The organism is Streptomyces sp. NPDC058469 (genome assembly GCF_042721125.1).
Lineage (GTDB): Bacteria > Actinomycetota > Actinomycetes > Streptomycetales > Streptomycetaceae > Streptomyces.
This window is the reverse complement of the sequence record NZ_JBHXME010000002.1, coordinates 227077-242056: the sequence shown is the minus strand read 5'-3', so window position 1 is coordinate 242056 and position 14980 is coordinate 227077. Positions and strand designations below refer to the sequence as shown.

Below are 14980 nucleotides of genomic sequence, written 5' to 3'. Positions count from 1 at the left end.
CCCTGGCACTGACAATCGCCGTGGGCCGATGCTCGCGGTCCTGCTCGCGGCCTTGTTCATGGCGCTGCTCGACGTGTTCATCGTGAACGTCGCCGCCCCCACCATCGGCACCGAACTCCACGCGTCCGGCGCCGACCTGCAGCTGGTGATCGCCGGCTACACCATCACGTACTCGGTGCTCCTGATCACCGGCGCCCGGCTCGGCGACCGGCTCGGTCACGCGCGGGTCCACCTCGCCGGGCTCGCCCTCTTCACCGCCGCCTCGCTCGCCTGCGGCCTGGCCCAGGGCTCGACCGAGCTGATCGTGTTCCGCCTGGTCCAGGGGTCCGGCTCGGCGCTGATGATCCCTCAGGTGCTCAGCCTGATCCAACGGAACTTCATCGGCGAGGCCCGGATGCGGGCGCTGGGTGTCTACTCGGCGGTCATCGCCGTCGGCGCCGCGGCCGGGCAGATCCTCGGCGGGGTCCTCGTCAGCGCCGACCTGTTCGGCACGAGCTGGCGGCCGGTGTTCCTCGTCAACGTGCCCGTGGGCGTCGTACTCCTGTTCCTCGGCAGGCGCGTGCTGCCGAGGAACGGCGGGGCGGAGCCGGAGCGGGCGCGGGCCTTCGATGTGCCGGGGCTCGTGCTGCTCGCCTCGGCCGTCTCGCTGCTGACGGTGCCGCTGGTGCTGGGGCAGGAGGAGGACTGGCCGCTGTGGTCGTGGCTGTCGCTGATCGCGGCGGCCGTCCTCTTCGCGTCGTTCTGCGCGTACGAGTCCCGGCTCGCCCGGCGCGGGGGAGCCCCGCTGATCGCACCGCGTGTGCTGCGTCACCCTGGCATGGCTCTGGCCGTCGTCCGGATCCTGGCGGTCATGGCCATCAACGCCGGTTTCCTGTTCGCGCTCACCCTGCACGTCCAGGGCGGCCTCGGCTTCAGCGCGCTGCGCGCCGGACTCACCTTCGCGCCGACGGCGGTCGTCTTCGGGGCGGTCGGCCTGACCTGGCGCAGGTGGCCGGCGGCCTGGCAGCGGGCGCTGACCCCGCTCGGTTTCTTGATCACGATGCCGGCCGTCGCGGGAGTCGGCCTGGCGTTCGAAGGCGGCGACCGCGGCGGGGCCGTACTGTACGTGGCGTACGTCGGCGTGGGGGCCGGGCTCGCGCTCGCCTTCAGTCCGACGCTGACCCGGGCCCTGGCGACGGTGCGGCCCGAGGACGCGGCGGACGCCAGCGGTCTGCTCTCCACGGTCGCGCAGCTGGGCCAGCTGATCGGGGTCGCGGTTTTCGGCACACTGTTCTTGAACCGGCTTGAGTCACTTGGGGCCCCGGGGGCGTATACCTCTGCGGAGGCGCTTTTGGCGTGCATGTTCGCGCTGGCGGGGACGGCCGCGGTGGGTGCCGTGTCCGGACTGGTACTGAGGCGTCGCTGACCGTATTGGTCCGGCCGTGGCAGAATCAAACGGCCGGAGGGGGCGCGGCCCGACGGGAGGGAGTAGCGATGCCTGCGAGCATCATCGAGGAGGTCGACCACCTCTTCGATGCGGCGTTGATACGGGATACGATCACCCGCCTGAGCTGCCCTTCCTGCGGTTCCGCCCACGTGGCCCAAGTCCTCGGTGACAACGGCGGAGTTTCCTACGTGTGCACGGCCTGCGGCCACAGCTGGAGCTGATCGATGGGTGCACACAGGCGAAAGTGCGACTGGTGCGGCAGTGGGACGCCGATCGTCCGTGACATGGAACCGGTGAATCCCGACTACCAGTACTGGTGCGAGGAGTGCGCGCGGGCGCTGATCATAAAAGGCGACCCGATCGAGACGTACCGCGAACTCGAGGGTGAGCCGATCTACGGTCGACTCCTGGAAGAGCACTGCACGTTGAAACGGTTCTATTCCTTCGTCACCGCTTGACCCCGGCCGGGACCCCGCGAGGAGGTCCCGGCGATCACGGTCACGATCACGGAGACCGAAACGATTTGGTGGTGCGCCGGGTCCACCGGTAATGTTGGCGTCGCCGCCGGGGAGACCCGGTAGCACACTGCGCGGGGCTATAGCTCAGTTGGTAGAGCGCCTGCATGGCATGCAGGAGGTCAGGAGTTCAATTCTCCTTAGCTCCACAGAAGTCGAAGGCGGGTCATCCCACGGGATGACCCGCCTTCGGTGTGTTCAGGGGGAGTTGGCGCCGTTCATGGAACAGCGGGCCGCCCCTTCTTAAGAAGAGGGCGGCCCCCCGTTCGTGTGCTCAGCGGCCCAGGGCCCGCCGGCCGCGGCCCTGGGACAGGACCGGCAGGTTGCGGGACGGGCCCTTGTCCCGCGCGGTCTCCTCCTCCAGGCGCAGGGCGAGCGCCGGGCAGCGGCGCACCGCGCGCAGCGCCTTCGCCTCCGCGTACCGCGGCACCTGGGCCTGCGCGACGGTGGGGAAGCCGTCGGCGCCGAGTTCGAAGACCTCCGGGAGGATGTCCGCGCACAGACCGTGGCCCCGGCACAGCGTCCAGTCGACGTAGATCTTCTGACGGCTGGGACCGCTCTCCTCGGCCTCCGCACCGCTCGTGATGCCCGCCGGGAGCTGGCCGCCCTCGAAGAGCGGCAGAACGCCCTCCACGGGCCTTCCGCAGCCGTTTCCGAGGACGTGGGCGGCTAGGTCGTCCGTGAACGCCTTGATGGTCGACTCCAGGAACATCGCGGAGCCGTCGGGGTGCGAGCACGCGCCGCGCCGCTTCACGGCCTTGGCGACCTGCTTGAGCGCCTCCAGGGCGGCCGGGCCGCCGCCGTTGAGGATGTCCTCCATGCCGCGCGCGGCGGCGGGCAGACCGAGGTAGCAGGGACCGCACTGTCCCGCGCTCTCGTCGGCCAGCCACTGGGCCACGCGCAGTGACTCGCCCAGGGGGCAGGTCTCCTGGGTGATCGGCATGATGGCGCCCGCGCCGAGCGCACCGCCCACCGCGTCCAGGGAGTTGCGGGAGACGATCGCCTCGTTGACCGTCGCCGCGTCGATCCACTTGCCGTGGTAACCGCCCGTCAGCACACCCTGGGGGACCGGCGGGGCACCGGCCAGCTGCAGGACGTAGCGCAGCGGTACGCCGGTGGGGACCTCGATCACCATGGGGCGGGCGACCGCCCCGGAGACCGTGAGCATGACGGTGCCGGGCTCGTCGTAGAGGCCGGTGTTGCCGTAGCGCTCGGGGCCGATGCGGGCGGCGATGGCGAGTTGGGCGAACGTCTCGGCGTTCGACAGCAGGGTCGGGGCGCCGCCCACGCCGTTCTGGGAGGCGCTGACCTTGCGGCCGGGCGGGATCGCCGGGCCGCCGTCGATCGAGCGGACCAGTGACGCGGCGGCGCCGGTGACCATGCGGACCGGGTTGCGCTGGACGAACGCCTTCAGTGCCGAGCGGCGGGTGTTGCTCAGGCCGCGTTCGGAGAGCGCGGCCTCCATGGAGCGCTGGGTCGACTCACGGGTGACCCCCACCACGAGCGTGCGGGCACCCAGGGCCTCGGCGACCAGCAGCGCGCCGTCCAGGATGAGATGCGGGGCACGGTTGATGAGCACCGTGTCCTTGCGGCAGGCCGGCTCGTCCTCGCTGCCGTTGACGACGACGACCGGTCGTACGCCGCGTTTGATCGCCGCTTCGGCGACCGACCGCAGCTTCTTGTGGAAGGGGAAGCCCGCGCCGCCGCGGCCCTTCAGGTTGATGGCCTCGGAGAGCTTCGCGAGCTGCTCCCCGCCCATCGGTTCGAGCGGCCCGTGCACCTTCAGGTGCATGGGCAGGTCGAGTCTCTCGACAAGGTCGAAGCCGGACGTGAGCTGGGGAAGCCCGACCACGCGGACTTCTGGGACGTCGGGCAGGGCCTCGTTCACCTATAGCCTCCGGAAGGCGTGTTCCAAGGTTCGCCCGAGTTGCCCGGCGCGTCGAAGTCGTACGAAGCACCAGGCGTCTGATCAGTGGCGGGACCGCTGTTGTACGTGTCATTGGGGTTGTACGTACCGGAGGCACCATTCGACTCACCGGTGTCGTACACGTATCCCTCGCCGTACCCGCCCGTGCCCGCATTGTTGTTGTACGTGGGGATGTTGTATCCGGTGTCCTGGAGCGGGTCGTAGGCCGACGGGGGCGCCTCGCCGACCGGCGGCGGCGACGGGATCGGCCAGCTGCCCGAGGTGCTGCCACCGCTGTCCGCGCGCGGGACCGCCTGCGTGTTCTGCATGTCCATCGGCACGTTCATACGCGAGGTCTGGTCGGTGACGAACGGCATTTGACCGGTGGACTCCGGCGTGGCGGTGCGGTAGGCGGCCGCGAAACCGTTCGTGTCGGCCTCAGGGGTCATGGACCTCGTCTCGTACGTGGCGGCGGGGTCCACGCGGGGGATCGACCCGGTCTCGGTGAACGAGGGCTGCTGCGCGGCCCGTCGGCCCTCGGCCGGGCGCCGGCTCTCGTAACCCGGCAGCGCGGACTCGGCCACGCGGCCGCGGCTCGCGTCGAGTTCGTCGAGACCAGGCCGCTCCTCGTTGCCCAGGAGCATGGCGACCTTGTCGGCGAACTTCCGCTTGAACGGGCGCGGCGCCGAGCGCAGGGCGAGGGCCGCGGCGACCCCGACCAGGCACAGCTCGTACGAGATCATGAAGAACGGCTTCGCCGCGCGGCCCGCGAACAGGCCGTGGATCAGCGCCGCGCACCAGGCCGGGTAGGCCAGCATGTGCATCGCGCGCCAGCGGGCGGCGACCGGCGCGGGGGACGCGAACTGGTTGCGCAGGGCGCCGGTGATGCCCACGAAGATCATGAGCAGGCCGCCCAGGGAGCCGAGGCCGATGAGCCCGGCGCTGCCCTTCACGCCGAGGCTGAAGGGGATCAGCGCGGCGATCAGGACGGTGTGGTCGAGCGCCAGCTTGACCGTGATGTGCACCACGAGGAACGCGATCGAGCCGACGGCGGTCACCCGGTGGATGCCCTGCGCCACGATCCGCTGGCGGATGTTGAGGATGACCCGGTCCTGGGCGACGAGCCCCCAGATCACCGAGCAGGAGAGGGAGACGAGCGAGAGAACGCCCGCACCGAAGTTGAGGAAGTCCTGTACCTGACTGCCTCCGAGCAGCACGAACACAGGTATGAAGAGCAGGACGACGAGGCTCACCACGCCATAGGCCGAACGGCCCGGCTTGGGGAGCGAACTGGTACTACGACGAGGGTTCATGGGGGCAACTCCGAGCAGTATCGGGAAAGCGGTCCCGCTGCCGAACTCTAAGTGGCTCCATACCGGTGGGTACGAGGTTTGAGTTATTGCGTTGTTATCAAACGACAATGCGCTTGCTGTGATGTCCCGTAGTGGGTGGTACGCGAAGGTAGTCCTTGAACTTGGTCCAGTCCGAGCCGGTGTGGTCAGGGTGCCAAGGGTGATACGGAAGCGCGTCGCGTTGTGCTCAAGGGCTGCGGTACTCTGACGCCATGCGTGCCGTACGCCTTCTGCTTAGCGAGCCGCGCTGATCAGTCCCGACCACCGGTGAACGGTGAGGTCGGAATCAGCGCGGCGTCCCCTCCTGTGCGAGGGGATTTTTCATTTGCTGGATGTCACATGGTGGATGTCACAGCCTGAATGTCGCAGCCGCTGGCAGAGACGATCGATGGAGCTTTGAGGATCATGAGCGAGACGAACCCCGCTGCCGCCGCCGAGGTGGTCGCCCCGCACCGCTACACGGCCGCCATGGCCGCGGACATCGAAGCACGCTGGCAGGACTTCTGGGACGCCTCGGGCACCTACGAGGCGCCGAATCCGACCGGTGACCTGGCCGGCGACCCCGAACTGGCCGCCCGCCCCAAGAAGTTCATCATGGACATGTTCCCGTACCCCTCCGGTACGGGCCTGCACGTCGGCCACCCCCTGGGCTACATCGCCACCGATGTATTCGCCCGGTTCCAGCGGATGACCGGCCACAACGTGCTGCACACCCTGGGCTTCGACGCCTTCGGCCTGCCGGCCGAGCAGCACGCCGTCCAGACGGGCGAGCACCCCAGGATCACCACCCTGGCCGCCATCACCAACATGAAGTCCCAGCTGCGCGCGCTGGGCCTGGGCCACGACAAGCGCCGGTCGTTCGCCACGATCGACCCCGAGTACTACAAGTGGACCCAGTGGATCTTCCTGCAGATCTTCAACTCCTGGTACGACGACGAGGCCGGCAAGGCCCGCCCGATCGCCGAGCTGATCGCCCAGTTCGAGACCGGTGAGCGTGCCGTACCGGGGCACACGCGCGCGTGGCCCGAGCTGAGCGCCACCGAACGTGCCGACGTCCTGGGCGAGTTCCGCCTGGCGTACGCCTCCGACGCGCCCGTCAACTGGTGCCCCGGTCTGGGCACCGTGCTGGCCAACGAGGAGGTCACCGCCGACGGCCGCTCCGAGCGCGGCAACTTCCCCGTCTTCAAGGCCAAGCTGCGCCAGTGGAACATGCGCATCACCGCCTACGCCGACCGGCTGCTGGCGGACCTGGAGGAGCTGGACTGGCCCGAGGCCATCAAGCTGCAGCAGCGCAACTGGATCGGCCGCTCCGAAGGCGCCCGCGTCGACTTCCCCGTGGACGGCGAGAACATCACCGTCTTCACCACCCGCCCCGACACCCTGTTCGGCGCGACCTACATGGTGCTGGCGCCCGAGCACCCGCTGGTCGACAAGTTCACGCCGGGCGCCTGGCCCGAGGGCACGCACGACGTGTGGACCGGGGGTCACGCCACCCCGGCGGAGGCCGTCGCCGCGTACCGCGCGCAGGCCGGTACCAAGTCCGACGTGGAGCGGCAGGCCGAGGCCAAGGACAAGACCGGTGTCTTCACCGGCGCGTTCGCGACCAACCCGGTCAACGGCGACCGGGTCCCCGTCTTCATCGCCGACTACGTACTGATGGGCTACGGCACCGGCGCGATCATGGCCGTCCCGGCGGGCGACCAGCGCGACTTCGACTTCGCGCGCGCCTTCGAGCTGCCGATCACCTGCATCGTCGACCCGACCGACGGCCGCGGCACCGACACGTCGACGTGGGAGAACGCCTTCGGGTCGTACGACGCGAAGATCATCAACTCCTCGAACGACGACATCTCCCTGGACGGCCTGCCCGTGGCCGAGGCCAAGGCCCGCATCACGGAGTGGCTGGCCCGCAAGGGCATCGGCGAGGGCACCGTCAACTTCCGCCTGCGCGACTGGCTGTTCAGCCGCCAGCGCTACTGGGGCGAGCCCTTCCCGATCGTCTACGACGAGGACGGCATCGCGCACTCGCTGCCCGAGTCGATGCTGCCCCTGGAGCTGCCGGAGGTCGAGGACTACTCGCCGCGCACCTTCGACCCGGACGACGCGAACACGTCCCCGGAGACGCCCCTGTCCCGCAACGAGGACTGGGTCGCCGTCACCCTGGACCTGGGCGACGGCCGCGGCCCCCAGAAGTACCGCCGCGAGACCAACACCATGCCCAACTGGGCCGGTTCCTGCTGGTACGAACTGCGCTACCTGGACCCGCACAACGACCAGAAGCTGGTCGACCCGGCCATCGAGCAGTACTGGATGGGCCCGCGCGCGGGCATGCCGCACGGCGGCGTCGACCTGTACGTCGGCGGCGCCGAGCACGCCGTACTGCACCTGCTGTACGCGCGCTTCTGGTCCAAGGTGCTGTTCGACCTGGGGCACATCTCGTCCCCGGAGCCGTTCCACAAGCTGTTCAACCAGGGCATGATCCAGGCCTACGTCTACCGGGACAGCCGCGGCTTCCCGGTACCGGCCGCCGAGGTGGAGGAGCGCGACGGCGCCTACTTCTACCAGGGCGAGAAGGTCTCCCGGCTGCTGGGCAAGATGGGCAAGTCCCTGAAGAACGCGGTCACTCCGGACGAGATCTGCGACGAGTACGGCGCCGACACGCTGCGCCTGTACGAGATGGCCATGGGCCCGCTGGACGTGTCCCGGCCGTGGGACACGCGCGCGGTGGTGGGCCAGTACCGGCTGCTGCAGCGGCTGTGGCGCAACGTCGTGGACGAGACGACGGGCGAGGTCACGGTCGTCGACGTCGAGGACGCCGACATCGACGTGGACACGCTGCGTGCCCTGCACAAGGCGATCGACGGTGTCCGTCAGGACCTGCAGGGGCTGCGCTTCAACACGGCCATCGCCAAGATCACCGAGCTGAACAACCAGCTGACCAAGGCGGGCGGCGCGGTACCGCGTTCCGTCGCCGAGTCGCTGGTGCTGCTGGTCGCGCCGCTGGCCCCGCACATCGCCGAGGAGCTGTGGCGCAAGCTGGGCCGCACCGACACGGTGGTCCACCAGGACTTCCCGGTCGCGGACCCGGCGTACGTCGTGGACGAGAGCGTGACCTGCGTCGTGCAGATCAAGGGCAAGGTCAAGGCCCGGCTGGAGGTCTCGCCGACGATCTCCGAGGCCGAGCTGGAGAAGGTCGCGCTGGCCGACGAGAAGGTCGTCGCGGCGCTGGACGGCGCGGGCATCCGCAAGGTCATCGTGCGGGCGCCGAAGCTGGTGAACATCGTTCCGGCGTAGCCGTTTCGCCGGTCCGGCGCAGTCCTTCGACGGGCGACCGGCCCGGGTCGGGGCGAGTGCCTCGGGGTAGTCCCCTACGGGCAGGTTCGGGGTTCTTGTGGAACTCGGGACCTGCCCGTTGCGTTTACCGTTGAAGAGCGGCGCGGCGTGTGCCGCCCGGAGCCGGTGGAGGAGCGTTGGAAGCCGTGATCGCAGTCTTCGCCCTTCTCTTCCTGCTGTTCGTGGTCGTAGGCGGCTATGCGGCGGTCAAGGCGGTCGGTGCGGCCAAGCGCGGTGTGGACCGCACGGTCGCGCAGGCCCGGCGCTCGGTTGAGGACCACACCCTGCGCGCCAAGTCCTTCGCCCAGCCCGGACCACAGGGGCAGGTGGCCCAACTCCGGCTCGCGCTGCGCACGTCGATGCGCGCGACCCAGGACGCGCTGCACGCGGGCGTGACCGAGGACGAGTCGCTCAAGGAGTCCCTGGGCCTCTTCGAGCGGCTCAGCGCGCACGGCCGCGAACTCGACGGCGAGCTCAGGCGCCTGGAGTCCGAGCCGGACCGCAGGACACTCGCCGAGCGGCTGCCCGCCCTGCGCGAGCGCACCGAGCGCATCACGAAGTCGGCGGACTCGCTGCGCTGGGCGGCCCGCGACCGCGCCGGCCGCTTCGCGGAGGACGACCTGGGCACGCTGAGCGCCCAGATAGACATGGAGGCCGGTGCCCTGCGGCACTGGACGAAGTCGGAGCACACGTCACCTCCGTGGCCGGATGCCCCGCCCGCCGACGCCACGGCGGGCCGGCAGACCTGGCCGGAGCCCCCGCGCTCCCGCCCCGCCGCCGAGGAGCCTGCCCCGTCCGCCATCACTCCGCCGGGCCGGCGCCCCACCTATCCCTGGCAGAAGAAACCCCGCCCCGAGAGCACGACTTGATCGGGCGGCACGGCGTGAAGGTGCGGCATGGTGTGAGCGTGCGGCATGGTGTGATCCGGCCGGTTCCGGCCCAGGTGAAAGGGGTCGGGCTGCCGCCCGGCCGCTACGGCAGGTAACCTCCAGCTCATGTCCCGCCATGTCGCGATCGTCACCGATTCAACGGCCTACCTGCCGCCGCTGACGATGGAGCGCCACGGCATCACAGCGGTGCCGCTGACCGTGGTCCTCGGCGACCGGGCGCTCGAAGAGGGCACCGAGATCTCGACCCGCTCCCTGGCCCAGGCCCTGCAGAAGCGCCGCCCGGTCACCACCTCGCGCCCCAGCCCCCAGCTCTTCGCGGAGACCTACCGCAGGGTCGCCGAGTCCGGCGCCACCGGCATCGTCTCCCTCCACCTCTCCGCCGAACTCTCGGGCACCTACGACGCGGCGGTCGTCGCCGCGCGTGAGGCACCGGTGCCGGTGCGGGTCGTGGACACCGGGATGGTCGCGATGGCGCTCGGCTTCTGCGCACTCGCCGCGGCCGAGACGGCGGAGGCGGGCGGCACGGTGGACGAGGCGGTCACGGCCGCGGAGAAGCGGGCCGCCGGCACCTCCGCCTACTTCTACGTCGACACCCTCGACTATCTGCGCCGGGGCGGCCGTATCGGCGCGGCACAGGCCCTGTTGGGCTCCGCACTGGCCGTGAAGCCGTTGCTCCAGTTGGAGGGCGGGCGCATCGAACTCCTGGAGAAGGTACGGACGGCGTTGAAGGCTATCGCCCGCCTTGAGGAGCTCGCGGCGGACCGGGCGGGGAGCGCGCAGGTCGACATCGCCGTCCACCATCTCTCCGCGCCTGAGCGGGCGTCGGCGCTCGCGGATCGGTTGCGGGCGCGGGTGCCGGGGTTGGCCGATCTGCATGTGAGTGAGGTCGGGGCGGTGATCGGGGCGCATACCGGGCCTGGGTTGCTGGGGGCTGTGGTTTCGCCTCGGTGACGGGGTTTGTTGGGGGCGGTGTCTGTATGAGCGGCGCTCTCGGGGGAGACGTCAGGCGTTCGCGGGCTGGTGCCTTGAGTGGTGTTTTGGGCGGATGACGCTCGTATGGGTGACGGAGTTATCCACAACTGGGCGGGCGTCCCCGGGAATTGACCAAGATCATCACGAAGTCGCGGAATGTCCGATCCTCGGCGCATGGCACTTCGATCACGCTCACACACAGCGACTGCGACCAGCGGCCCGGGCCGCGCCCCGTCCTCCGACGGACGAACTCGGCGCCGCCGCGCGCCTACACGGGGGCGGGCACATCGTCAGGCTTCGGCGGAGGAACTTCGGCGGCGGGCGGAACTGCTCTTTGGTGAACGTGATGAACGTGCTGGGGAGCGGGGGGAGCGGGGGGAGTCGGGGAATGGGCCGCCGGGTGGGGGTGGCGGCGGGGGCTCCGGTTCGCCGGTAGGGGAGGAGGTGGAGCGGCCCCTTTCGGTGGTGGGTGAGGCTGTGGGGCCTTCTGTTCTGCCGGTGGCTGAGGCCAGGGGGAGTTCCCTTCCGCCGGTGGCTGAGGTCATGGCGAGTTCTCCTCCGCCGGTGGGTGAAGTCGCGGGGGCTCTTGGTCCGCCCGTGACTGAGGTGAGGGGGCGGACTGTTCTGCCTGTACTGCCTGTGCCGCCTGTGGTCAGGGCGGCGGGGCTTCGTTTTCCGGCGCCTGTTGATGCCGGCCCGTGGACCGTTCCGGAGCCGGAGCCGGAGCCGGAGCCGGAGCCGGAGCCGGGAACGGGAACGGGAACGTGGGCGAGGTCGGAGCCGGCGTCGAGGTCGGGATCGGGATCGGGGCAGCGGGCGGTCCGGGTGGGGACGCCGGTGGGTGTTGTCCTGGAGCCTGATGCCTTCTCGTACGCCGGAGGGGCCGGAGGGGCCGGAGCGGTCGGAGACGTTGGAGACTTCAGCGGCACCGGAGAGGTCGGCATCGGGCGGGATCGTGGAGCCGGAGCCGGAGCCGGAGCCGGAGCCGGGGCTTGGCGGGAGCGGGTCGGGGCGGCTCTGCGGGAGCGGATGCCGGTGTGGGTGCAGACGCGGTGTGGGCTGGAGCGGCGGAACGTGGTCGCGCTCGGTGTACTGCTCGTGGTGGTCGCGGTCTTCGCCGTGCAGCACTTCTGGGTGGGCCGGACCCAGCCCGTGCGTGCCCCGGAGGTGGTGGGGGCGGCGGCTCCCTATGGAGATGGAAATGGGATTGGAGGCAGGGGCCGCGGTGAGGGCGCGGCTGCGGGGAAAGGGGCTGGGCCGCGTGCCTCGTCGGTCGGAGCGCGGGGTGCTTCGAGTGCGGCAGCCACCGAGATCGTCGTGGACGTCAGCGGCAAGGTCCGGCAGCCCGGGGTTCATCGGCTTCCGGCCGGTTCGCGGGTGACCGATGCGTTGCGGGCGGCGGGTGGGGTGCGTCCGGGCACCAACACCGAGGGGCTCAACCGGGCTCGGTTCCTCGTGGACGGGGAGCAGATCGTCGTCGGTGGTGCGGCCCCTGGGGCGGTGCCTGGTGCGGGCGGTGCGAGCACCACGGGGGTCGCGGGTTCGGCGGGCCCCGCTGCGGGAGCGGCTCCGACTGCTCCGGTCTCCCTCAACACGGCTACCGCGGACCAGCTCAACACCCTGCCCGGCGTGGGACCGGTGCTGGCCCAGCACATCATCGACTACCGCACCCAGCACGGCGGTTTCCGCTCGGTGGACGAGCTGCGCCAGGTCAACGGCATCGGCGACCGGCGCTTCGCCGATCTGCGGGACCTGGTACAGCCATGACCCACGTCCACGACGAGCCGCCCGAGCTCGCGACACCTCGCCGCACGGCACAGGACGACGTCTCCTCATCCACCCACCAAGCCGTACACGCTGCCTCACCGGCCCGCCGAACCGTGCACGCCCACTCCGGGAATCGGCGGGGAGCCGCACACCCCCAGCAGGAAGGACCGACAGACCTACGACTCGTACCGCCCGCACTCGCGGCCTGGGCGACGGCGGCACTGGCACTGGACGCGTCACCGGCCTGGGCCACCGGAGTCGCAGTCGCCTCGCTGGTGGTGGCGCTCGTGCTGCTGGTGACGCGGCGGCGGGACAGGGCAGGCGGCAGCAGTACCCCGTCACAGCTGGACGCTCACCCTGACCTCTCACCGGAAGGCGCTCGCCCGGCGCCGTCATGGCGGCAGGCCGCATGGCCCCGGGTCTCGATCGCCGCCCTGCTCCTTTCCATCGCCGCGGCCGCCGCCTCCGCCGGGCTGCACGGGGCGGATCTGCGGCGTGGACCGGTGCCCGAGCTGGCGCGGGAGTACGCGGCCGTGACCGCGGAGGTGGAGGTCGGGTCCGATCCACGGTTGACCCGGCCCCGGATCAGCGGGGATCACGCGGCTCCGGTCTCCGTGCTGATCGACGCCGAGGTACGGCGGGTCGAGGAGCTGGACGGGACGGTCGTGGAAACGCGGGCGCCGGTGCTGTTGATCGTCGACCCGGGCTCGTCCACCAAGAGAGAGGGAGAGGGAGAAGTAGGGGGAAGGCCGTTCGGAGCACGGGGTTCCGGTGGTGGGCCGGAGCGTTCGCCCTGGCTCGGGCTGCTTCCGTCGACGCGGGTGAAGGTGACCGCGCGGCTGGCGCCCTCGCTGACGAGCGGGGACCGGGTGGCGGCCGTGCTGCGGGTGCGGAACCAGCCCGTGCCGGAGGTGGTGGGGGAGCCGGCCGGAGCACAGCGGTTCGCGGGGCGGTTGCGGGCCGGGTTGCGTGAGGCCACCGGCGGGTTGCCGGCGGACGCGCGGGCGTTGCTGCCGGGGCTGGTCGTCGGGGACACCGCGCGGATCACACCCGAGTTGGACGAGGCCTTCAAGGAGACGGACCTCGCGCACACCCTCGCCGTGTCCGGAAGCAACCTCACCATCCTGCTCGCCCTCCTCATCGGACCACCCGGCCTCGCCCAGCACATCGAACGCCGAGGTCTGGCACCACGCCTGGGCATCTCCCTCCGGGCGACCGCACTGCCCGGCGGGGTGCTCACGCTCGGGTTCGTCGTCGTGTGCCGGCCCGACCCGAGCGTGCTGCGGGCCGCGGCCTGCGGTGCCGTCGCGCTGCTCGCCCTGGCGACCGGACGCCGCAGATCACTGATCCCGGCCCTCGCGACGGCCGTACTGCTGTTGGTGCTCTACGACCCGTGGCTGGCCCGCAGTTACGGGTTCCTGCTCTCCGTGCTGGCCACCGGTGCCCTGCTCACGCTCGCGCCGCGCTGGTGCGAGACGCTGAGGCGGCACCGCGTTCCGCCGCGGCTGGCCGAGGCGCTGGCCGCCGCTGCCGCCGCGCAGGCGTTGTGCTCGCCGGTCGTGGCCGTGTTGTCGGCGCGGGTCAGTCTGGTGGCGGTGCCGTGCAATCTGCTCGCGGAGATCGCCGTCGCACCGGCCACGGTGCTGGGCTTCGCTGCGCTGGCGGCGGCACCGGTGGCGATGCCGGTGGCCAAGGTCCTTGCCTGGGGCGCGAGTTGGCCCACCGGGTGGATCGCGGACGTCGCCCGGACCGGCGCGGCACTGCCCGGTGGGGGAGTGGACTGGCCGGGCGGTTGGACCGGGGCACTGCTGCTCGCCCTCGCTGTCGCGGCCCTCGTGCTGGTCGGGCGACGGCTGTTGAAGCACCCCTGGCTGTGCGGTGTCTGCGGGTTGCTTCTGCTGCTCATCGTGGTGGCGCCGGCCCCGCTGACCCGGGTGATCACGGGGTGGCCGCCGCCGGGTTGGAGATTCGCGATGTGTGATGTCGGGCAGGGCGACGCGACAGTGCTCGCGGCGGGCAAGGGCACCGGCGTCGTCGTGGACGCGGGACCCGATCCGAAGCTGGTCGACCAGTGTCTGCGCACGCTCGGCATCACCAGGATTCCGCTCGTCGTACTGACCCACTTCCACGCCGACCACGTCGCGGGACTGCCCGGGGTACTGCGGGGCCGCTCGGTGGGCGCGATCGAGACGACCTCCTTCGAAGAGCCCGCGGACCAGGCCGAGTTCGTACGGAGGGCGGCAGCGGAACGGCACATCCCGATCACCCGCGCCGTGGCCGGGGAACAGCGACGCACCGGCCCGCTCTCCTGGCAGGTGCTGTGGCCCCCACCGCGCCCGGCGCCGGACCCGGACGGGCCGAACGACGCCAGCGTCGCACTGCTGGTACGGACGGCCGGGCTACGACTGCTGCTGCTCGGGGACCTCGAACCCCCGGCCCAGCAGGAGCTGTTGAGGTCACCGGCGGCCGCGTTGCTGGGAGGCGTGGACGTACTCAAAGTCGCCCATCATGGCTCGGCCTATCAAGATCCGGACCTGATACGCAGGGTGGCCCCGCGGCTGGCGTTGATCTCTTGTGGAGAACACAACGTCTATGGGCACCCGGCCCCGAGTACGGTCGCGGCGCTGCGGGCCATGGGCGCGGTGGTCCTGCGGACAGACGTGGACGGGGCGCTGGCGGTGGGCGGCGCGGGAGCCGGCCTTCGGGTGACAAGGGACTGAGGGAGAGGGAGAGGGAGAAGGAGGGGGAGGGGGCGGGGGCGGGGCGGGGGAGATGACAGTGGCGCGGGGCGGTGAAGGAGGCAAGCGAGCGACTGACGG

General features: G+C 70.9%; 10 protein-coding genes and 1 tRNA gene. 9 read left to right on the top strand and 2 right to left on the bottom strand.

What is annotated here, in order from left to right:
* Positions 1-28: 28 nt before the first annotated feature.
* From ACFWP5_RS02315 to ACFWP5_RS02300, 4 genes are all read left to right on the top strand, one after another.
* On the top strand, positions 29-1405 hold the full coding sequence (locus ACFWP5_RS02315) for an MFS transporter (protein ID WP_384149039.1): 1377 nt from the start codon (positions 29-31) through the stop codon (positions 1403-1405).
* Between the two features lie 68 nt (positions 1406-1473).
* On the top strand, positions 1474-1647 hold the full coding sequence (locus ACFWP5_RS02310; protein ID WP_019063265.1) for a hypothetical protein: 174 nt from the start codon (positions 1474-1476) through the stop codon (positions 1645-1647).
* A 3-nt stretch (positions 1648-1650) separates the two neighbouring features.
* On the top strand, positions 1651-1884 hold the full coding sequence (locus tag ACFWP5_RS02305) for a hypothetical protein (RefSeq protein ID WP_003976229.1): 234 nt from the start codon (positions 1651-1653) through the stop codon (positions 1882-1884).
* 133 nt (positions 1885-2017) lie between these two features.
* Positions 2018-2090 (top strand) — tRNA-Ala (locus tag ACFWP5_RS02300).
* 125 nt (positions 2091-2215) lie between these two features.
* Here the strand turns inward: ACFWP5_RS02300 and ACFWP5_RS02295 are convergent.
* Complete coding sequence (locus ACFWP5_RS02295) at positions 2216-3829, bottom strand: NADH-ubiquinone oxidoreductase-F iron-sulfur binding region domain-containing protein (protein WP_384149037.1); 1614 nt, start codon at positions 3827-3829, stop codon at positions 2216-2218.
* On the bottom strand, positions 3826-5160 hold the full coding sequence (locus tag ACFWP5_RS02290) for a cytochrome b/b6 domain-containing protein (protein WP_384149035.1): 1335 nt from the start codon (positions 5158-5160) through the stop codon (positions 3826-3828). The genes ACFWP5_RS02295 and ACFWP5_RS02290 overlap by 4 nt, the downstream gene beginning before the upstream one ends.
* Before the next feature lie 444 nt (positions 5161-5604).
* On the opposite strand from ACFWP5_RS02290, the gene leuS reads away from it, so the two are divergent.
* From leuS to ACFWP5_RS02265, 5 genes are all read left to right on the top strand, one after another.
* Positions 5605-8493: a leucine--tRNA ligase gene (gene leuS / locus ACFWP5_RS02285; RefSeq protein WP_384149033.1), complete on the top strand. Its 2889-nt coding sequence runs from the start codon at positions 5605-5607 to the stop codon at positions 8491-8493.
* Positions 8494-8669: 176 nt separating this feature from the next.
* Positions 8670-9401 carry a hypothetical protein gene (locus ACFWP5_RS02280; RefSeq protein ID WP_384149031.1) on the top strand — a complete coding sequence of 244 codons (732 nt, stop codon included), beginning with the start codon at positions 8670-8672 and terminating at the stop codon, positions 9399-9401.
* Positions 9402-9527: 126 nt separating this feature from the next.
* Complete coding sequence (locus ACFWP5_RS02275) at positions 9528-10373, top strand: DegV family protein (RefSeq protein ID WP_384149029.1); 846 nt, start codon at positions 9528-9530, stop codon at positions 10371-10373.
* Positions 10374-11231: 858 nt separating this feature from the next.
* Positions 11232-12161 carry a helix-hairpin-helix domain-containing protein gene (locus tag ACFWP5_RS02270; RefSeq protein WP_384149027.1) on the top strand — a complete coding sequence of 310 codons (930 nt, stop codon included), beginning with the start codon at positions 11232-11234 and terminating at the stop codon, positions 12159-12161.
* The gene (locus tag ACFWP5_RS02265; RefSeq protein ID WP_384149025.1) at positions 12158-14881 is read left to right on the top strand and encodes a ComEC/Rec2 family competence protein; all 2724 of its coding nucleotides are present in this window, start codon (positions 12158-12160) and stop codon (positions 14879-14881) included. The genes ACFWP5_RS02270 and ACFWP5_RS02265 overlap by 4 nt, the downstream gene beginning before the upstream one ends.
* Positions 14882-14980: the final 99 nt, after the last annotated feature.

What these genes read in the sequence shown, in the direction of transcription:
- ACFWP5_RS02315 (WP_384149039.1), top strand. Translation starts at nt 29, where the DNA reads ATGCTCGCGGTCCTGCTCGCGGCCTTGTTCATGGCGCTGCTCGACGTG.
- ACFWP5_RS02310 (WP_019063265.1), top strand. Translation starts at nt 1,474, where the DNA reads ATGCCTGCGAGCATCATCGAGGAGGTCGACCACCTCTTCGATGCGGCG.
- ACFWP5_RS02305 (WP_003976229.1), top strand. Translation starts at nt 1,651, where the DNA reads ATGGGTGCACACAGGCGAAAGTGCGACTGGTGCGGCAGTGGGACGCCG.
- ACFWP5_RS02290 (WP_384149035.1), bottom strand. Translation starts at nt 5,160, where the DNA reads ATGAACCCTCGTCGTAGTACCAGTTCGCTCCCCAAGCCGGGCCGTTCG.
- leuS (WP_384149033.1), top strand. Translation starts at nt 5,605, where the DNA reads ATGAGCGAGACGAACCCCGCTGCCGCCGCCGAGGTGGTCGCCCCGCAC.
- ACFWP5_RS02275 (WP_384149029.1), top strand. Translation starts at nt 9,528, where the DNA reads ATGTCCCGCCATGTCGCGATCGTCACCGATTCAACGGCCTACCTGCCG.
- ACFWP5_RS02265 (WP_384149025.1), top strand. Translation starts at nt 12,158, where the DNA reads ATGACCCACGTCCACGACGAGCCGCCCGAGCTCGCGACACCTCGCCGC.